General features: G+C 39.4%; 18 protein-coding genes. 13 read left to right on the top strand and 5 right to left on the bottom strand.

Annotated elements, in window-relative coordinates:
* Positions 1-138 precede the first annotated feature (138 nt).
* From xylE to DXA54_RS01080, 4 genes are all read left to right on the top strand, one after another.
* Positions 139-1,593 carry a D-xylose transporter XylE gene (gene xylE, locus DXA54_RS01065; RefSeq protein WP_099147314.1) on the top strand — a complete coding sequence of 485 codons (1,455 nt, stop codon included), beginning with the start codon at positions 139-141 and terminating at the stop codon, positions 1,591-1,593.
* Between the two features lie 242 nt (positions 1,594-1,835).
* Complete coding sequence (locus tag DXA54_RS01070) at positions 1,836-2,705, top strand: agmatine deiminase family protein (protein WP_120078832.1); 870 nt, start codon at positions 1,836-1,838, stop codon at positions 2,703-2,705.
* 7 nt (positions 2,706-2,712) lie between these two features.
* Positions 2,713-3,183, top strand: coding sequence for a 5' nucleotidase, NT5C type (locus tag DXA54_RS01075; RefSeq protein WP_117512934.1), 471 nt, complete (start codon positions 2,713-2,715; stop codon positions 3,181-3,183).
* An 84-nt stretch (positions 3,184-3,267) separates the two neighbouring features.
* Positions 3,268-4,005, top strand: coding sequence for a hypothetical protein (locus DXA54_RS01080; protein ID WP_120078857.1), 738 nt, complete (start codon positions 3,268-3,270; stop codon positions 4,003-4,005).
* 46 nt (positions 4,006-4,051) lie between these two features.
* Here DXA54_RS01080 and DXA54_RS01085 read toward each other — a convergent pair whose 3' ends face one another.
* Positions 4,052-4,882, bottom strand: coding sequence for a GyrI-like domain-containing protein (locus tag DXA54_RS01085; RefSeq protein ID WP_233525029.1), 831 nt, complete (start codon positions 4,880-4,882; stop codon positions 4,052-4,054).
* Between the two features lie 98 nt (positions 4,883-4,980).
* Here DXA54_RS01085 and DXA54_RS01090 point away from each other — a divergent pair, with 98 nt between their 5' ends.
* The 3 genes from DXA54_RS01090 (at position 4,981) to DXA54_RS01100 (ending at position 7,509) form a co-directional block, all read left to right on the top strand.
* Positions 4,981-5,232 carry a hypothetical protein gene (locus DXA54_RS01090; protein WP_243647625.1) on the top strand — a complete coding sequence of 84 codons (252 nt, stop codon included), beginning with the start codon at positions 4,981-4,983 and terminating at the stop codon, positions 5,230-5,232.
* A 314-nt stretch (positions 5,233-5,546) separates the two neighbouring features.
* Positions 5,547-5,837, top strand: coding sequence for a hypothetical protein (locus DXA54_RS01095; RefSeq protein ID WP_120078834.1), 291 nt, complete (start codon positions 5,547-5,549; stop codon positions 5,835-5,837).
* A 133-nt stretch (positions 5,838-5,970) separates the two neighbouring features.
* Positions 5,971-7,509, top strand: a complete 1,539-nt coding sequence (locus tag DXA54_RS01100) for a carbon-nitrogen hydrolase family protein (RefSeq protein WP_004295880.1) — start codon at positions 5,971-5,973, stop codon at positions 7,507-7,509.
* Positions 7,510-7,607: 98 nt separating this feature from the next.
* On the opposite strand, the gene DXA54_RS01105 is transcribed toward DXA54_RS01100, so the two are convergent.
* The gene (locus tag DXA54_RS01105; protein ID WP_120078835.1) at positions 7,608-8,657 is read right to left on the bottom strand and encodes a DUF2776 domain-containing protein; all 1,050 of its coding nucleotides are present in this window, start codon (positions 8,655-8,657) and stop codon (positions 7,608-7,610) included.
* A gap of 210 nt (positions 8,658-8,867) precedes the next feature.
* On the opposite strand from DXA54_RS01105, the gene ileS reads away from it, so the two are divergent.
* The 5 genes from ileS to DXA54_RS01130 all read left to right on the top strand — a co-directional run bounded on the left by ileS (position 8,868) and on the right by DXA54_RS01130 (position 14,984).
* Positions 8,868-12,356, top strand: a complete 3,489-nt coding sequence (gene ileS, locus DXA54_RS01110) for an isoleucine--tRNA ligase (protein ID WP_004311814.1) — start codon at positions 8,868-8,870, stop codon at positions 12,354-12,356.
* Positions 12,357-12,391: 35 nt separating this feature from the next.
* Positions 12,392-12,772 (top strand): TraR/DksA family transcriptional regulator, encoded by a 381-nt coding sequence (locus DXA54_RS01115; RefSeq protein WP_004295883.1) that lies wholly within the window; start codon positions 12,392-12,394, stop codon positions 12,770-12,772.
* Between the two features lie 97 nt (positions 12,773-12,869).
* Positions 12,870-13,526, top strand: a complete 657-nt coding sequence (locus DXA54_RS01120; protein ID WP_008647922.1) for a lipoprotein signal peptidase — start codon at positions 12,870-12,872, stop codon at positions 13,524-13,526.
* A complete protein-coding gene (locus DXA54_RS01125) occupies positions 13,516-14,592 on the top strand; it encodes a DUF4296 domain-containing protein (RefSeq protein ID WP_008640156.1) in 1,077 nt (358 codons plus the stop codon). The genes DXA54_RS01120 and DXA54_RS01125 overlap by 11 nt, the downstream gene beginning before the upstream one ends.
* 5 nt (positions 14,593-14,597) lie before the next feature.
* Complete coding sequence (locus DXA54_RS01130; protein ID WP_032852494.1) at positions 14,598-14,984, top strand: hypothetical protein; 387 nt, start codon at positions 14,598-14,600, stop codon at positions 14,982-14,984.
* Here the strand turns inward: DXA54_RS01130 and DXA54_RS01135 are convergent.
* Entirely contained in the window at positions 14,935-15,699 is a 765-nt protein-coding gene (locus DXA54_RS01135) for a TrmH family RNA methyltransferase (protein ID WP_008647918.1), read from the bottom strand. The two genes, DXA54_RS01130 and DXA54_RS01135, sit on opposite strands and share 50 nt — an antisense overlap.
* Before the next feature lie 143 nt (positions 15,700-15,842).
* Here DXA54_RS01135 and DXA54_RS01140 point away from each other — a divergent pair, with 143 nt between their 5' ends.
* Complete coding sequence (locus DXA54_RS01140) at positions 15,843-18,152, top strand: BamA/TamA family outer membrane protein (protein WP_120078836.1); 2,310 nt, start codon at positions 15,843-15,845, stop codon at positions 18,150-18,152.
* On the opposite strand, the gene DXA54_RS01145 is transcribed toward DXA54_RS01140, so the two are convergent.
* On the bottom strand, positions 18,106-18,558 hold the full coding sequence (locus DXA54_RS01145; RefSeq protein WP_008647912.1) for a hypothetical protein: 453 nt from the start codon (positions 18,556-18,558) through the stop codon (positions 18,106-18,108). The two genes, DXA54_RS01140 and DXA54_RS01145, sit on opposite strands and share 47 nt — an antisense overlap.
* A gap of 93 nt (positions 18,559-18,651) precedes the next feature.
* Positions 18,652-19,203, bottom strand: a complete 552-nt coding sequence (locus DXA54_RS01150; RefSeq protein ID WP_008647911.1) for a DUF3332 domain-containing protein — start codon at positions 19,201-19,203, stop codon at positions 18,652-18,654.
* Between the last annotated feature and the right edge of the window lie 11 nt (positions 19,204-19,214).

Genomic DNA, 19,214 nt, shown 5'->3' on the forward strand with positions numbered 1-19,214 from the left:
TTAACCCCACCACAGATTACCCAGATCGTCACAGATTAATTTTCTTCTCTCTTATTTTGAATTTTATCTGTGTCAATCTGTGAAATCTGTGGTGATATAAATCCAACTACTACAACACTACTTTATCTACTTATAACCATGATTAATACAACGAACGAGGGTAGTAAACTCTACCTATATTCGATAACCTCTGTCGCCATTTTGGGAGGATTGCTTTTCGGATACGATACAGCGGTTATTTCCGGTGCAGAGAAAGGCTTGGAGGCTTTTTTTCTTTCGGCCTCTGATTTTCAATACAATAAAGTAATGCATGGAATCACATCTTCCAGTGCATTAATTGGCTGTGTACTGGGTGGTGCTTTGTCCGGTATATTTGCTTCCCGTTTGGGACGTCGTAATTCTCTAAGGCTTGCTGCCGTACTCTTTTTCCTTTCAGCATTAGGTTCCTATTATCCGGAAGTCTTGTTTTTCGAATACGGAAAGCCGAACATGGATTTGCTGATTGCTTTTAATTTGTATCGTGTTTTGGGCGGTATCGGTGTTGGACTGGCTTCTGCAGTCTGTCCGATGTATATTGCTGAAATTGCTCCTTCTAATATTCGTGGAACGCTTGTATCGTGTAACCAGTTTGCTATCATCTTCGGTATGTTGGTAGTATACTTCGTGAATTTCCTGATTATGGGCGACCATCAAAATCCTATTATTTTGAAAGATGCAGCCGGTGTACTGTCTGTTAGTGCTGAATCTGATATGTGGACTGTTTATGAAGGATGGCGTTACATGTTCGGTTCGGAAGCTTTCCCTGCCGCTTTCTTCGGTCTGTTATTGTTCTTTGTTCCCAAGACTCCTCGTTATCTTGTATTGATACAGCAAGATGAAAAGGCTTATTCGATCCTTGAAAAGATCAATGGTAAGACAAAAGCACAGGAAATTCTTAATGATATTAAAGCTACTGCTCATGAAAAGACAGAGAAAATCTTTACTTATGGAGTGGCAGTAATTGTGATCGGTATTTTGCTTTCTGTATTCCAACAGGCTATCGGTATTAATGCGGTACTTTATTATGCTCCTCGTATTTTCGAAAATGCAGGTGCAGAAGGAGGTGGTATGATGCAGACAGTTATTATGGGTATTGTAAACATTGTCTTTACATTGGTTGCAATCTTCACTGTAGACCGCTTCGGACGTAAACCACTATTGATAATCGGTTCTATTGGTATGGCTGTAGGTGCATTTGCGGTAGCAATGTGTGATAGCATGGCAATAAAGGGTGTTCTCCCGGTACTTTCAGTGATTGTGTATGCAGCATTCTTTATGATGTCTTGGGGGCCGATTTGCTGGGTGTTGATCTCGGAAATATTCCCGAATACCATCCGTGGTAAAGCGGTAGCAATCGCCGTAGCATTCCAATGGATATTCAATTACATTGTATCTTCTACTTTTCCGGCACTGTACGACTTCAGCCCGATGTTTGCATATAGTTTATATGGCATTATCTGCGTGGCTGCTGCCATCTTCGTTTGGCGTTGGGTACCCGAAACGAAGGGTAAGACACTGGAAGATATGAGCAAACTTTGGAAAAAAGATAAATAAATTAGGTTAGTGTTATTTCATCATGTCATTATGACTTTGGCCTCCTGACATGATTCTATTGAGATTATGACATCATACCAATGGTATGGTGTCATAATTGTTTATATACATATCGTACAGTAAATCAATCTTTTATTTTGCATTAATTGTTTTATCGTTGGTGTTACAATTAATGTTTTTGCATTTTTGAGTAAATATGTTCTCCAATGATGCGCTTATCTTTGCATTATAAAAATTGAAGTATGATAACAGAGCAATATAAAGATACCGTTTATTTTTCGAACCTTTTTGTACGTCACTACCCTAAAGTTTATGAAGAATTATCTAATATTCTTTCTCACCATCATATAGCACATGGGACTTTGATGCACACTAAAGATTATTGGTGCCGAGATTATATGCCAATACAGTGGGGAGCTAATACTTATATTCAGTTCCGCTATGAACCTGATTATTTGACGGATAAACCACAGTATAAAACTAATATTGTTCCCGTACTTAAAGCTATGAGTAGCAAGATGGATATTATTCAATCGCCACTTATAGTTGATGGAGGGAATGTTGTTGTGTGTGAGGGAAATTCTAAGTGGATGGGATCATGTATAAGAGAGCGGAAACCAATTATTATCATGACAGAAAAGGTGTTCCAAGAAAATTCGCAGATCGATCAGGGAGAAGTACTGGCAATATTAAAGGCAAACTTTCATGGAGCAGATATTATATTTCTACCATGGGATAGATACGATATCTGTGGTCATACAGATGGGATTGTTCACAATATTGGCGATGGTAAGATTTTGGTCAACTTGAAAGTATATCCTCAAAAGATAGAACGGGAGATGAGATGTAGATTGAATGACGTTTTTGTAGTTGTGGATTTAAAACTTAGTAAGTATTATGAGAATAGTTGGGCATACATAAATATGCTTCAGACACGTGATATAATCATTGTTCCCGGACTTGGATTACCTACAGATGGAGAGGCTTTAGAACAGATAAAAGAATTATATCCTTCCTATGAGGGGCGAATTTACCCAATTAATATGGCTCCGATTGTAAAGAAATGGGGAGGTGCATTGAATTGTTTGTCTTGGACTGTGAGTAAATTATAGAAATTATATGATATCAGCATTACCGATTTCCAAACCTATACTTTATATTGATATGGATAATGTTCTGGTTGACTTTCAATCAGGTATTAACAAGTTGAGTGAATACGAAAAGAGAGAGTATGAAGGGCGATATGATGAGGTACCTGATATTTTTGCAAGAATGAGTCCGTATGAAGGAGCAATTAATGCCTACCATCATTTAGCGCGTTTTTATGATGTATATATTCTTTCCACGGCACCTTGGAATAATCCTTCTGCCTGGTCAGATAAACTAATATGGGTGAGAAAATGGTTAGGTACAGATGGTTATAAACGATTAATTCTTAGTCATCATAAAAATTTGAACAACGGAGACTTTTTGATAGATGATCGTCTCAAAAATGGTGCTGAAAATTTTAGTGGTGAATTAATCTTATTTGGTTCGGAACAGTATCCGAATTGGGACTCTGTTGTTGACTATTTGATATCATCTAAGTGAGAAGTAAAAAAGTTGATATATTCGGCACAACTCTTTACTAGAAAGATTATCTTTACCCAAAGAAATATTAATACTATAATAATTATGGATACTTTGAAAAAGGAAATTGCAGTTTTAATGCAATGTATTGATTTTAAGGAAATAGAGAAACAGCTTCAAGTAATTAATAAACTAATAGTCACAAACTATATGTTTGAACTAAATAATGGGCTACGGATTTACCCAATTGAAGTAGAAGCTTATTTTAAAGATGCAAAATTTAATGATGAGTTTGTGCATGGAAATGAACTGCAAAAAAATAATTATGGAAGATTTTATGTTCATCGTACAGGTATAACAAAGAATTCAAAATTTAAAGGTGGAACAAGAGGAGGTATTGATATTTGTTTATCTGATGACGTTAATGCATATTATGGCATCTTAATAAGAAGTGCTAAGTTTGATGATGGCACAATTAAATTTGGACCGAATAATGTTTTAAAATTTATTGTTGAGGATAAGAATGTAGATTATGATACTTTGGAAAAAGAATCTGTTTTAAAAGAAGCTGTTAAAGATTGCCGTGATGGAGAAAGTAAATCAATCATCATGCATTCTACACGTGTTGGTCTAAGTGACAAGCAAAGTGACGATTTTAAAAACTTGCAATTACGAACGATGGTAGGACCGCTGCTTTCATCTTATGCATATAAAGAAAAGGAAAATGTATTTAGGAACTATATCGTTAATGATAACATCTCAAAAGAAGAAGCCGAGAAAATTTCTATTGACATCCTCGGATATTGTCCTAAGTCTTTGATAGAAAGTGTATATCAGGCATGATAGCTACTAATTTTGTATAAGGGTGAAATATCGCCCTTATACAAAATTATTTAACGATTGGAATCCAAACTTCAGTAAGAAGCTCTTTCACATCTGTGTCGGTGGGAGAGTTCAAGTAATGTTCCAGGATTGGAGTTTCTCCTAAGCTATAAAATTGCGGTAATTGTTTCAATATTGTCTCATAAAAGGCATCTAACAATGCATAATCTCCTTGATGGATATAAACTGCGTATGTACCTTGAGGTAAATCCATGTGTTTTATTGGACTAGTAAGAGGGGGATTGGATCTTATTCCTTTTTGAATAGCTATACAAGCGTAAAAACGGCATTTTTCTAATGAGGTAATGTCCGTGTCATCATAAGCTATCCCCCAATAATCTTCTTTATCTGGCAATAAAGAGTTTTCTTTTGCATATTCATATAGGCAGTCCCAAGTGTATGTCTCAAAAGCAACTGTGCTACAAGTGTCATAATTGCCAATATAAGATAAAAATAAGACAGGTATTGTTTCTGATTCCACTATGCGGTAAGGAGAAATATATGAAGGATAAGTATGACTTGTTTCCAATAATTTCTTTTGTAGTTCTCGAGGAGTGAGATTGTATTTTTTTTGAAGTGTATTATTTAAAGCTGACTGGTTAGCAAATCCAATATATTCATATATTTCAGCTATACTTTTTTTATTATCTTTGAGTAATTGCTGGGCATATTCCATGCGTGTACGAATGATATATTGATGTAATGTTTCGCTAGTGTAAACTTTAAACATCAGCTGAAGATTACGAACAGACATACATGCCATTTTAGCTAATTCAGGTATGGATATCAAACGATTGAACTCATCGGCAGTTTTACCTGTCCAATTCTTTTGTATCATGGAATTTAGATAATGAAGAATTGTCTCGATTTGTCCTTGATAGGAGAATTTGTTGGAATTCATATCTTTTCTTTACCTTTTGAGGTACTCTTTTATTTATGATTGATATTCGCAAAGATAGTATTTATATACGCATCCTATATGAAAATGATTCAAAAGTTGATTCTATGACTTCTCATATCGGTTTCTGGCTTAAAAAAGATTCCTTTGGAAAATCTAATCGTTTTATCTTTAGAATTTTCCAGACTAGAGAGAAGTGGATAGAAGAAGCAGAATCAAATAAAAACAGCTATTTCCCGCAGCTAAAGCATTGCTTTAGCCTACTTAAAGCACCGCTTTCCTTCTCTTAAAACACTGCTTTTTTCTCTTTCTGTTTAAGCAGCATTCTCTATATATAAGAAACATTTTTTATCTACTCCTTCATCTTTCTTCTGAATTACCTGTGAATAAGTATTTTGTAGGTGAAGGAGTGCTTCTTCACCTTTGGAATTTACTGAAAAAGAATGCATAAAATAGATAGTATAATAAAATATATATTTGTGTAAAAGATACTTTTGTTTTTCAATTTATTAGACTAACTTTGATGAATAAACTTATAGCTAACATTGTTTGCTATTCTTAATTCTCACAAATTAGCTGATTATTTTTTTATATTGCTACTATTATGATTAGAATTATAGCTAGTATAAGGTTATATAAGGATGGTCGTAGAACTCCATTTTCTAGTGGTTACCGCCCTTTATTTGATTTTATTGAGGAGACAAAAACTTCTGGTCAAATAACTTTGCTTGATAGGGAATATTTTTATCCCGGAGATGAGGGGATAGTTGAAATAGCTTTTCTTATTAGAAGAGCTTTAGGAGATAATTTTTCTGAAGGCACCAAGTTTACTTTTGGAGAAGGACGAAAGCATGTAGGAGAAGGTGAGGTAAAAGAAATATTAGAGTTAGAGTAATGTCAAAGCAGATAAGTTTGAATTGAATAACTCAATTTACATAAAATACTATTGTTAAATTTTTCTTGGTTTGAAAACACAATTAAAGGAATAGCTATACCTTTGCACTATCTTTTATAAAACACGTATTGTTATGGAACAACATCCGATAAAAATTAATAAAGTGCAGATACGCAATCTGCAAATAGAAGATTATGTACAGTTATCCCAGTCGTTTACCCGCGTCTATTCAGATGGTAGCGATGTGTTTTGGACTCGTGAGCAGATCCAGAAGTTAATTAAGATTTTTCCGGAAGGTCAGATTGTCACAGTAGTCGATGATAAAATAGTTGGTTGTGCTCTTTCTATCATTGTTGATTATGATAAAGTAAAGAACGACCATACGTATGCACAAGTGACGGGTAAGGAAACATTCAATACACATAATCCCAAAGGAAATATCCTGTATGGCATTGAAGTATTTATCCACCCGGGCTATCGTGGTTTGCGTCTCGCACGTCGTATGTATGAATATCGTAAGGAGCTTTGCGAAACATTGAATCTGAAAGCGATTATGTTTGGCGGACGTATCCCGAATTATCATAAATATGCTGACAAAATGCGTCCGAAAGAATATATCGAACGGGTACGTCAACGCGAGATTTATGATCCGGTACTTACTTTCCAGTTGTCGAATGATTTTCACGTTCGTAAGGTAATGACTAATTATCTGCCGAATGATGAAGAATCGAAACATTATGCTTGTTTGCTCCAGTGGGATAATATCTATTATCAGCCACCTACACAGGAATATATCAGTCCCAAAACTACGGTTCGCGTAGGACTGGTGCAATGGCAGATGCGTAGTTATAAAACGTTGGATGACCTGTTCGAACAAGTAGAATTCTTTGTGGATGCAGTCTCCGATTATAAAAGTGATTTTGTTCTTTTCCCGGAATACTTCAATGCTCCTTTGATGTCGAAGTATAACGATAAAGGAGAATCGCAGGCTATTCGCGGATTGGCAAAGTATACGGATGAAATTCGGGAACGGTTTATGAATCTGGCTATTAGCTATAATATCAACATTATAACCGGAAGTATGCCATACGTAAAAGAGGATGGGCTACTTTATAATGTAGGTTTCCTTTGCCGACGGGATGGAACCTACGAAATGTACGAGAAATTACACGTCACTCCCGATGAAATAAAAAGCTGGGGACTTAATGGTGGTAAACTTCTGAATACTTTTGACACGGACTGTGCAAAGATTGGAGTTTTGATCTGCTATGATGTCGAGTTCCCCGAACTTTCCCGCCTGATGGCAGATCAGGGAATGCAGATATTATTTGTTCCTTTCCTGACAGATACCCAGAATGCCTACTCCCGTGTTCGTGTTTGTGCGCAGGCACGTGCCATCGAGAATGAATGTTTTGTGGTCATTGCCGGAAGTGTCGGAAATCTTCCCCGTGTGCACAATATGGATATTCAATATGCTCAATCGGGGGTATTTACCCCATGCGACTTTGCTTTTCCAACAGACGGAAAGAGGGCAGAGGCAACTCCTAACACCGAAATGATTTTGGTATCGGATGTTGACCTGGATTTGCTGAACGAGCTGCATACTTATGGTAGTGTACGCAATTTGAAAGACCGCAGGAATGACCTGTATGAGGTGAGATACAAGAAATAAAAAGAGTGACGCTATGCTGTCCGGATAGCGTCACTATATGCCTTGGATAGCGTCACTATCCGGGGCATATAGTGACGCCCTTTTTATAGAATACTTTTTTATTTGGAAGACGTGCCACTCTCCAATATACTAACGATAGAAAACAGCGTAAAGCAAATAGCTCCGAGACCTACCAAAACACGTGCCGGAATGAAATAATCAGCATGTATAGTGGCAAGCTCGAATACAAAAGCCGCCAGGAACAGACAAGTTAATGCCGTTAATACCGGAATCATAGGAATACGGTTGGCTAATTTGAACTCTTGCCTCCATATCTTAGCCAGCAGGATTACTTTGCTGGAAATACTGTAACATACCAACCCCAACCCGAGCATAATATATCCGGTGGTACCGTTTGCACTTCCGGAATCTGCCAAAATCACGAATAATCCCCATACAAAAGAGATAGATCCCATTAATAAAACCAGTTTCGGCCATTTATTCCGTTCTTTTTCTGAATAATCATTACGTATCTGGCGTGCTATGGTAGCTACCAGTGCAATCAAACTGGTACAAATACATGCCAGACCGACCATTACATGCCCCGCCACAAAATAAGCAGGATGAGAATGACTGTTGCCCAATAATACAAATGCCCATATCCATGCGATCAGCGAAACGATGATGGCAACAATTACCAATGCCCGTCTCTGATTAAGGGAAAAAGCTCCTTCCGGAACTTCATTACTTGTTGCTTTTGAATTTCCCGGAATTAAAGAGAATCGGGTAGAAGAGGTGGCGGCGGTAGCTACACAAGTGGTAATAAATCCAACGCCGGTGATAACATGCCCAGCAACAAATGCTGAAGTGGAAGCGGCATTACTGAAAATGCAGATGCCTCCAATAATAGTAATGATGGCTGCCAGATAGCCTATGATCGGCAAAACGTATTTGGCCGATTTATTATAAGTATGTATGATTTGCCGGATGATAGTGGCAGCCGTGCAAAACAGTGCAATGCATATCATACCGAGTGAAAACACAACAGGACCGGCCACAACACGACTCCCGTCATCTCCATAACCATAAATAAACGCTCCGTATCCGAAGCAAAAAATAGCCATCGCCAAAGGGATTGCTCTGAATAAAATGCTAATACCGTAATTCATAAGTTAAAGTGCTTTTAGGTTTCCCACTAAAACAAGGAGATACCTGTTTTGTTTAGGCTGTAGGCGGTTTATAATCGTTAACTTCACACGAATCCGATTAAAAGTCCTAGCTTTTTGCTCAACTAAACAAATGTTTTTGTAAATTTGCACCCTTAAAAATGGGGATACCCCTCAAATTGTAAATTGTAAATAGTAAAATCGTAGACAGCTATGGGTAAGAGATTTACTGAATATTCGCAGTTTGACCTTTCGCAGGTGAACAAAGATGTGCTGAAGAAATGGGACGAGAACCAGGTTTTCGCCAAGAGTATGACAGAACGTGATGGCTGTCCTTCGTTCGTGTTTTTCGAAGGACCTCCCTCGGCTAATGGTATGCCGGGTATTCACCATGTAATGGCTCGTACCATTAAGGACATTTTCTGTCGCTACAAAACGATGAAGGGTTATCAGGTGAAGCGTAAAGCCGGATGGGATACGCACGGACTGCCTGTGGAACTAAGTGTAGAAAAGGCATTAGGTATCACAAAAGAAGATATTGGTAAGAAAATCTCTGTTGCCGACTACAATGCGGCTTGTCGGAAAGACGTGATGAAATATACCAAGGAGTGGGAAGACCTGACTCATCGGATGGGATATTGGGTGGATATGAAACATCCTTATATCACGTATGATAATCGCTATATTGAGACATTATGGTGGCTATTGAAGCAACTGCATAAAAAAGGATTGTTGTATAAAGGATATACGATCCAGCCGTATTCACCGGCTGCAGGAACAGGATTGAGCTCACATGAGTTGAATCAACCGGGCTGTTATCGGGATGTAAAAGATACAACGGCCGTTGCCCAATTTAAAATGAAGAATCCTAAACCGGAAATGACGGAATGGGGAACTCCTTATTTTATCGCTTGGACAACTACTCCATGGACATTGCCCTCAAATACGGCTCTTTGTGTGGGACCCAAAATTGACTATGTGGCTGTACAGTCTTACAACGCTTATACCGGAGAACCTATCACGGTTGTTCTGGCAAAAGCTTTATTGAATGTACACTTCAATGCAAAAGCTGCTGATCTGAAATTGGAGGACTACAAAGCCGGAGATAAACTTGTACCGTTTAAAGTGATTGCCGAATATAAAGGTACTGATCTTGTCGGTATGGAATATGAGCAGTTGATCCCTTGGGTGAAACCGGTTGAGGTATCCGAAGATGGCAACTGGAAGCCTAGTGATAAGGCTTTCCGTGTGATACCGGGTGATTATGTAACGACAGAAGACGGTACAGGTATCGTTCACATTGCACCTACATTTGGTGCGGATGATGCGAATGTGGCACGTGCTGCAGGAATCCCGTCATTGTTCATGATTAATAAGAAAGGAGAAACTCGTCCGATGGTGGATTTAACTGGTAAATTCTATCTGTTGAATGAGCTGGATGAGAATTTCGTAAAAGAATGTGTTGATGTAGATAAATACAAAGAATATCAGGGTGCATGGGTGAAAAATGCTTATGATCCTCAATTTATGGTGGATGGCAAATACGATGAGAAAGCTGCGCAAGCTGCCGAATCTTTGGATATTGTCATTGCCATGATGATGAAAGCAGACAACAAGGCTTTCAAGATAGAAAAGCATGTCCACAACTATCCGCACTGCTGGCGTACAGACAAACCGGTGCTTTATTATCCATTGGATAGCTGGTTTATCCGTTCTACCGCTTGCAAGGAGCGAATGATGGAATTGAATAAAACCATCAACTGGAAACCGGAATCTACCGGAACCGGCCGTTTCGGCAAGTGGCTGGAAAATCTGAATGACTGGAACCTTAGCCGTTCTCGTTATTGGGGTACTCCATTACCTATTTGGCGTACAGAAGATAATACGGATGAGATATGCATCGAATCTGTAGAAGAACTTTATAATGAAATCGAGAAATCGGTAGCTGCCGGATTTATGAAATCCAATCCATACAAGGATAAAGGTTTCGTGCCGGGTCAATATTCGGAAGAAAATTATGATAAGATTGATCTTCACCGTCCTTATGTAGACGACGTCATATTGGTATCGAAAGACGGCAAACCGATGAAGCGTGAATCAGACTTGATTGATGTATGGTTCGATTCGGGTGCTATGCCATACGCGCAGATCCATTATCCGTTCGAAAATAAAGAACTGTTGGATAACCGTCAGGTATATCCGGCTGACTTTATCGCAGAAGGAGTAGACCAGACTCGTGGTTGGTTCTTTACCTTGCATGCTATCGCTACCATGGTATTTGACAGCGTGTCCTACAAAGCTGTTATCTCTAACGGTTTGGTACTCGATAAGAACGGTAACAAGATGTCCAAGCGTTTGAATAACGCTGTCGATCCGTTTACTACGATTGAAAAGTATGGTTCCGACCCGTTGCGTTGGTACATGATTACCAATTCTTCTCCATGGGATAACCTGAAATTTGACGTTGAAGGAGTGGAAGAGGTTCGCCGTAAATTCTTCGGTACCTTATATAATACGTATTCATTCTTTGCGCTTTATGCGAATGTAGACGGATTTGAGTATAAAGAAGCGGATGTACCGATGGCAGAACGTCCGGAGATCGACCGCTGGATCTTGTCTGTATTGAATACATTAATAAAGGAGGTAGATACATGCTATAATGAATATGAACCGACAAAGGCAGGACGTTTGATTTCTGATTTTGTGAATGATAATTTGTCCAACTGGTATGTTCGCCTGAATCGTAAACGTTTCTGGGGTGGTGAATTTACACAGGATAAATTGTCTGCTTATCAGACATTGTACACTTGTCTCGAGACAGTTGCCAAACTGATGGCTCCTGTATCTCCGTTCTATGCAGACCGATTGTATACTGACTTGATTACAGCAACAGGACGCGACAATGTAGTTTCTGTCCATCTTGCCGAATTCCCGAAATATCAGGAAGAAATGATAGACAAGGAACTGGAAGCCCGCATGCAAATGGCACAGGATGTTACATCTATGGTGTTGGCATTGCGCCGCAAGGTGAATATCAAGGTACGCCAACCGCTGCAATGTATCATGGTTCCGGTGGTAGATGAAGAGCAGAAAGCTCATATCGAAGCTGTGAAGAACCTGATTATGAATGAAGTGAACGTAAAAGAAGTCAGATTCGTTGATGGTGCAGCCGGTGTATTGGTGAAAAAAGTGAAATGTGACTTTAAAAAGCTAGGCCCGAAATTTGGCAAGCAAATGAAAGCAGTAGCTGCTGCTGTTGCAGAAATGTCACAGGAAGCCATCGGTGAATTGGAGAAAAACGGAAAGTATACATTAAATCTGGATGGTGCGGAAGCTGTTATTGAAGCATCGGATGTCGAGATCTTTAGTGAAGATATTCCGGGATGGTTGGTTGCCAATGAAGGCAAACTGACAGTAGCGCTTGAAGTGACCATTACCGAAGAACTGCGTCGCGAGGGTATTGCCCGTGAACTGGTGAACCGTATTCAGAATATACGTAAGTCAAGCGGCTTCGAGATTACAGACAAAATAAAAATAACAATCTCGAAAAATACGCAAACAGATGATGCGGTAAATGAATATAATACTTATATTTGTAACCAGGTTTTAGGCACATCTCTTGAACTTGTAGATGAAGTGAAAGACGGAACAATGTTGGAGTTTGACGATTTCTCATTGTTTGTGAACGTGATAAAAGACTAATACTATATTGATTAACCTTTTAAAATTGTAAAGTTATGGCAGAAAAGACTAGATATTCGGATGCGGAACTCGAGGAATTCCGTGCCATTATTATGGAGAAACTGGAATTGGCACAACGTGACTATGAACAGTTGAAGAAAAGTTTGATGGGACTGGACGGTAATGATACCGACGATACATCTCCTACGTATAAAGTATTGGAAGAAGGAGCTAATACGCTCTCCAAGGAAGAAACGACCCGACTGGCACAACGTCAGCTGAAGTTTATCCAAGGATTACAAGCTGCTTTGGTACGTATTGAGAATAAAACGTACGGCATTTGCCGTGAAACCGGAAAGTTGATTCCGGCAGAGCGTCTGCGTGCTGTTCCTCATGCTACATTAAGCATTGAAGCAAAGAACAGTGGTAAAAAATAACAGATAGCAAGTAGGCTACAGGTAACGAGCTACAAGTAGCTGCGCAAAGTTTACGCACGGCACTTGTAGCTCGTTATGTTTAACTTATAATAAACACATGAAGAAACTATTCACGAAGGGGAGAATTGCCCTTCTCGTTATCTTTTCCGTATTGATTATTGACCAGATCATCAAGGTCTGGATTAAAACTCACATGTACTGGCACGAAAGTATACGTGTGACCGATTGGTTTTATATCTATTTCACCGAAAACAACGGGATGGCTTTCGGTATGGAAATCTTCGGTAAGTTATTCCTGACAATATTCCGCATTGTTGCGGTAGCATTGATAGGGTGGTATCTCTATAAAATCATAAAGAAAGGTTTTAAAACAGGTTATATCGTCTGTGTGGCTCTTATTCTGACCGGTGCTTTGGGAAACATCATAGATAGTGTGTTCTATGGAGTTATTTTCAATGAAAGCACTCATTCGCAGATTGCCAGTTTCATGCCCGAAGGTGGTGGATATTCTACCTGGTTTTACGGAAAAGTGGTGGATATGTTTTACTTTCCGATTATAGATACAAACTGGCCTACATGGATGCCGTTTGTGGGTGGAGAGCATTTTATATTCTTTAGTCCGATCTTTAATTTTGCGGATGCCGCTATCAGTTGCGGTATCATTGCCTTGTTACTCTTTTATAGTAAATATTTGAATGAGTCTTATCATTCACTGGATAAAGATAAAAAGGAAGCTACGGATCATGAAAAATAAATTTCGGTTTCATCTGTGTCTCATCTGCATGTTCGTGTTTGCGGTAGCCGGGTGTAAAGTGAAAAGACCCAGTGATGTAATCTCGGAATCGAAGATGGAGAATTTGCTGTATGATTATCATGTGGCAAAGTCTATGGGAGATAATTTGCCTTATAGTGAGAACTATAAGAAAGCATTATATATCGACGCCGTTTTCAAGAAATACGGGACTACACAAGCTGCATTTGACTCATCCATGGTTTGGTATACCCGTAACACAGAGATTTTATCGAAAATTTATGATAAGGTGAAAAAACGCTTGAAAGACGAACAGGAACTTGTTGGCGACCTGATAGCCAAGCGTGATAAGAAACCGAAAATGACCAAGCAAGGTGATAGCATCGATGTCTGGCCGTGGCAGCGTATGGTACGTCTGACCGGTGAAATGATGGATAATCAATATGTATTTACTTTGCCGACCGACTCTAACTACAAAGACCGGGATACACTGGTATGGGAAGTGCGGTATCGTTTCCTGGAGCCGATGCTTGCCGACTCTTTAAGAGGTGTCACTATGGCTATGCAGGTGATTTATGAAAAAGATACGATCAATCATTGGAAAACGGTGACTGAACCGGGTGTGCAACAAATTCGTTTGTTTGCAGACACATTAGGTTCGATGAAAGAAATAAAAGGTTTCATTTATTATCCGATGGATAGCCAGGAAAAAGGCGGGGCAGTATTGGCCGACCGTTTCATGATGACTCGTTATCATTGTACGGATACGCTCGCATTTGCTGTACGCGATTCTTTGAATAAGATAGAAGCATTGAAAGCGGATTCTTTGAAGAAGATAGCTACTAAAGAAAATGCCGACTCTTTACATAAGGTCATAGACAAGAATAAAGATGACATTCAGCGTCTGACACCGGAAGAGATGAACCGTCGTCGTACGGGAACTCATCGTGAGAAGAAGCCGGAGCAGATTCAGGTGGAACAGCATATCCAAAAGGAACGGATAGAGCAAAGAAAAGAACGCCAGATGAATCAACGCAGGAAGCAACAACAAAGACGTTCAAACAACTGATTGTAATGAAACGTTTTGCTTCTCATTATTTGCTGATACCTGCCGTCGGATATATGAAGCAGCAGGTAGTGGAGATCACTGACGAAGGAGTTGTCCGAGGTGTGTTCCCATTGACCGAAGAGATTGAATCGGTTGAATGGATGCCGGGAGTGATTGTGCTGCTTTCTGAAAGTCAGGTGGAAGAAATAAAAAACACTGGGATGATTTTAAAAAACATTCCAGTGTTTCAAATCAATCTTTCCAGTGTTTCGAATCAATCTTCCCAATGTTTTAATGAGTATCTGCAGGAAGCAGAAAAGAAGGGGGAAGCTTTATTTCCTTATTTGTTTTATCCTTTTGATTTTACTTCCATGCAGCCTGTCGACGGAACTCGGCACAGATTACTGCGGTAGCAATGGCTACATTCAGAGACTCGGATGTCTCTTGGCCTGCCGGGTAATTGGGGATATATAATTTTCGGTTGATTAATGTGGCTACCTCTTTCCCTATGCCATTCCCTTCATTTCCCATTACGATCAAGCCATTGGCCGACAATGGTTGTTCATACATGTTTTTTCCATCCAGGAACGTACCGAACACAGGAGTATCTCCGAGCGACCGGATAAAATCGGGGAGGGAAGTATAATGTACTTTCACCCGGGCAATTCCACCCATAGTGGCTTGTATGGTCTTAGGGTTATATACATCTACCGTATTCTGCGAGCAGATAATATGTTCGATGCCAAACCAGTCGGCCAAACGGATAATGGTACCCAGATTTCCGGGATCTTGTACATCGTCCAATGCAAGGCAAAGTGATGAACGAACTGCCTCCGGATCCAAAGTATATTGTGGTTGTTCGAAAATAGCAAGTACCTGTTGGGGAGTTTTCAATAAACTGGCTCGTGAAAGATCTTCCTGTGAAACTTCTACCAGTTCACTTGCGTCAATACCCGGATGCTCCTGAAACCAGGAGGGAGTGGCTGCTAAAAAACGACAGGGAAAATGTCCGAGTAAATCACCTACCAATTTAGGACCTTCAGCCAGGAATACCCGCTCTTCTTTACGTATTTTCTTCAGTTCCAGCGAGTGGATATACTTTATTTTGTTTTTACTTAATGATGCCATAGATTTGATATTCTTTTGCAAAGCTATAAAGATATTTCCAATCTACCCTTACTTTCTTCGTCTTTTTCTTAAATTATTTTCCCCGTCGGAAAATATAATTTATCTTTGTAGGCGCATTTTTCATGCTATCGATGTAAAACCGTATGAGGAGAAATTTTCTTTGTTTGCTTGCTTCTGCTGCTGTCTTGTCACTTGCTTCGTGTACTACCACTAAGTTTGTGCCGGATGGATCTTATCTGCTGGATGAAGTTAAAATTCGTACGGACCAAAAAAATATACGGCCTTCTTCCTTGCGCATGTATGTTCGCCAAAATCCTAATGCCAAGTGGTTCAGTCTGATAAAGACCCAACTTTATGTATATAATCTATCGGGGCGTGATTCGACCAAATGGGGGAATAAGTTCTTGAGAAGAATAGGGGATGCTCCCGTAATATATAGCGAGGACGAAGCACAACGCTCTGAAGAAGAGATCACTAAGGCTGTGCATAATATGGGATATATGGCGGCAACAGTGAAACGTTCGACCAAAGTAAAAAAGAAAAAGATCAAAGTCTATTATGACGTAACGGCAGGCAAGCCATACGTTGTTCAATCTATCAAATATGATATTTATGATCCTAAAATAGCTGCGCTTCTCAAACAGGATTCTGCCAGAAGTTTGCTGAAGGAAGGAATGTATTTTGATGTGAATGTATTGGATGCGGACAGGCAACGTATCACAAATAAGTTACTTCGGAATGGTTACTATAAATTTAATAAGGATTATATCGGATATACTGCCGACACCGTTCGTAATACTTATAATGTAGATCTGACTCAACATTTGCAGATGTATAAAGCTCATGCGAATGATTCGGCAAGAGCACATCGGCAATATTGGATCAATAAGATTAATTTTATTACGGATTATGATGTTTTGCAGTCCTCGGCAATGAGCAGTGTGGACATCAATGATTCGGTTCATTATAAGGGATATCCGATTTACTATAAGGATAAGCTCTATTTACGTCCTAAAGTGCTTACGGATAACCTCCGGTTTGCTTCCGGCGATTTGTTTAATGAGCGTGATGTGCAGCAAACTTATTCCAGTTTCGGGCGTTTGTCTGCATTGAAATATACGAATATCCGTTTTATCGAGACTCAAGTTGGAGATTCAACAATGCTCGATTGTTACGTGATGTTGACTAAGAGCAAGCATAAATCGGTATCCTTTGAGGTAGAGGGAACCAATTCTGCCGGTGACTTGGGAGCGGCAGCTTCCGTTTCTTTCCAGAATAGGAATCTCTTTCGCGGGTCGGAAACGTTTATGATAAAATTCCGTGGAGCGTATGAGGTTATTTCCGGGCTTCAGGCAGGCTATTCAAATAATAACTATACGGAGTATGGAGTGGAAACGAGTATCAACTTTCCTAATTTCCTGTTCCCATTCATTTCCTCTGATTTTAAACGGAAAATCAGGGCTACAACAGAGTTTGGTTTACAGTATAATTATCAGTTGCGACCGGAGTTCTTGCGTACGATGGCTTCTGCTAACTGGAGTTACAAGTGGACACAACGTCAGAAGATACAACACCGTATTGATTTGATAAATATTGCTTTCCTTTATTTGCCCCGTATCTCTGAAAGGTTTAAAGAAGACTATATAAATAAAGGACAGAACCATATATTCCAGTATAATTATCAGGATCGACTGATTATAAATATGGGATATAGCTATAATTATAATAGCGTGGGAGGATCGATTATCAATAATACGATTGCTTCTAATTCATACTCCATCCGTTTTAATTTCGAATCGGCGGGAAATATAATGTATGCTCTGTCAAAGGCTGCAAACATTCGGAAGAACAGTAATGGTGAATACGCTATTCTGGGAATTCCTTATGCTCAATATCTGAAAGGGGAGTTTGATTTTGCTAAGAATATCAGAATCGATTATCGTAACTCTTTTGCGTTTCATGCTGGTGTGGGAATAGCTGTACCTTATGGAAATGCGAAGACTATTCCGTTTGAGAAACAATATTTCTCTGGTGGAGCCAATAGTGTCCGCGGATGGAGTGTTCGCGATTTGGGACCGGGCTCTTTTGCAGGAAATGGGAATTTGCTCGATCAATCCGGAGATATTAAACTGGATGCCAGTATTGAATACCGAAGCAAGTTATTCTGGAAGTTTCAGGGGGCGGTATTTATTGATGCTGGTAATATCTGGACCATCCGGAGTTATGCCAATCAACCGGGAGGGGTTTTCAAGTTTGATAGGTTTTATAAGCAAATAGCAGTGGCCTACGGATTAGGTCTCCGCCTGGATTTGGATTTCTTTATTTTGCGTTTTGACGGAGGTATGAAAGCTGTCAATCCTGCCTATGAAACGAGGAAAGAGCATTTCCCCATCATTCATCCTAAATTCAGTCGTGACTTTGCTTTCCATTTTGCTGTGGGATATCCTTTCTAATCAGCCATTTATTATTTACTCTTACTAATTCGAGCGTATCTTGCAGGGAACTTACGTATTCCATTTTTCCTCCGATGGGATGAATGACGAATGCATTTTTGATTTGGCAGACAACCGACGCTTCTTCTAAATTAGCATCTATCTCACTTGAAATAACAGAAACTTTTGCAGCGCCTCGTGTCTTAAGTTGCTCCAGATGGGTTTGCCCGACATTAGATGCTAAGAAACTAAGATAAGATTGAGAAGAAGGCGTGCTCCATTCTTTGGCGACCGGATAATTGAAATTATAAAAGGCTTCGCAGAAATCGATGGCTGTCTGTTCTATTTGAGTTTGAGGAGTTTGTTGCTGACAAGATAGACAGGTGAAGATTAGAACAGAATAGATAAGCGTATGTAGTTTATTCATAGTACAAAAGATTCTTGATAGAAGAAGATAAGATTGAAAAAGGAGATGAAACTCCTATATGATGTTTCATCTCCTTCGTATTTGTTTTTATTTTTAGCGGGCGGCAAACATAAAATTGCTCATTGTAGCCTGGCGTGCTGCCAGCATGCCTTGAGCATCCAGCGTTACATTCATCTTTTCGCCATTTGGCAAGAACAAATCAGCAGTGCCATCATTGTTCATTTTTACTAATTCAGCGCTTTCACCGTTTGCAACGACATTCCATGTGTTGGCTTCTTTGTTGTAGATCAGGTCCATTGAAGCAGTTTCGCCCTCTTTAGTAATGGAATATCCATTCTCAAGAGTTTTCACCATGTAGTTGCCGTTTTCTCCTTTTACTTTCTTTACGTCACCTACATTAGCCATCGGATTGGAGCCACTCCAGAATTCGATTGAGTTGATAACTAAAGCATCAGCCAGGTAAGCTACACCATAAACCGGAACAATGTTGAAAGCAAGGAATACGAGTTCGTTTACAAACTTGTTTCCAACTGATTGATTCCAGGAAGACAGGCGGTTGAATAAACCAAATGATCCTACACAAGAACTGAATAATAAGCTAGCACTAAGTACTACTGCGACTAAAGTCAGTTTTCCTCTTTTCATGTTAAAATGTT

It is taken from the genome of Bacteroides sp. OF03-11BH (genome assembly GCF_003604005.1).
GTDB lineage: Bacteria > Bacteroidota > Bacteroidia > Bacteroidales > Bacteroidaceae > Bacteroides > Bacteroides ovatus.

Coding starts and splice junctions, on each gene's coding strand:
- DXA54_RS01105 (WP_120078835.1), bottom strand. CDS start 8,657: ATGAATTACGGTATTAGCATTTTATTCAGAGCAATCCCTTTGGCGATG.
- DXA54_RS01145 (WP_008647912.1), bottom strand. CDS start 18,558: ATGAATAAACTACATACGCTTATCTATTCTGTTCTAATCTTCACCTGT.
- DXA54_RS01130 (WP_032852494.1), top strand. CDS start 14,598: ATGAAACGTTTTGCTTCTCATTATTTGCTGATACCTGCCGTCGGATAT.
- DXA54_RS01150 (WP_008647911.1), bottom strand. CDS start 19,203: ATGAAAAGAGGAAAACTGACTTTAGTCGCAGTAGTACTTAGTGCTAGC.
- DXA54_RS01080 (WP_120078857.1), top strand. CDS start 3,268: ATGGATACTTTGAAAAAGGAAATTGCAGTTTTAATGCAATGTATTGAT.
- ileS (WP_004311814.1), top strand. CDS start 8,868: ATGGGTAAGAGATTTACTGAATATTCGCAGTTTGACCTTTCGCAGGTG.
- DXA54_RS01125 (WP_008640156.1), top strand. CDS start 13,516: ATGAAAAATAAATTTCGGTTTCATCTGTGTCTCATCTGCATGTTCGTG.
- DXA54_RS01090 (WP_243647625.1), top strand. CDS start 4,981: ATGATTGATATTCGCAAAGATAGTATTTATATACGCATCCTATATGAA.
- DXA54_RS01085 (WP_233525029.1), bottom strand. CDS start 4,882: ATGATACAAAAGAATTGGACAGGTAAAACTGCCGATGAGTTCAATCGT.
- DXA54_RS01115 (WP_004295883.1), top strand. CDS start 12,392: ATGGCAGAAAAGACTAGATATTCGGATGCGGAACTCGAGGAATTCCGT.
- DXA54_RS01095 (WP_120078834.1), top strand. CDS start 5,547: ATGATTAGAATTATAGCTAGTATAAGGTTATATAAGGATGGTCGTAGA.
- xylE (WP_099147314.1), top strand. CDS start 139: ATGATTAATACAACGAACGAGGGTAGTAAACTCTACCTATATTCGATA.
- DXA54_RS01120 (WP_008647922.1), top strand. CDS start 12,870: ATGAAGAAACTATTCACGAAGGGGAGAATTGCCCTTCTCGTTATCTTT.
- DXA54_RS01075 (WP_117512934.1), top strand. CDS start 2,713: ATGATATCAGCATTACCGATTTCCAAACCTATACTTTATATTGATATG.
- DXA54_RS01140 (WP_120078836.1), top strand. CDS start 15,843: ATGAGGAGAAATTTTCTTTGTTTGCTTGCTTCTGCTGCTGTCTTGTCA.
- DXA54_RS01070 (WP_120078832.1), top strand. CDS start 1,836: ATGATAACAGAGCAATATAAAGATACCGTTTATTTTTCGAACCTTTTT.
- DXA54_RS01100 (WP_004295880.1), top strand. CDS start 5,971: ATGGAACAACATCCGATAAAAATTAATAAAGTGCAGATACGCAATCTG.
- DXA54_RS01135 (WP_008647918.1), bottom strand. CDS start 15,699: ATGGCATCATTAAGTAAAAACAAAATAAAGTATATCCACTCGCTGGAA.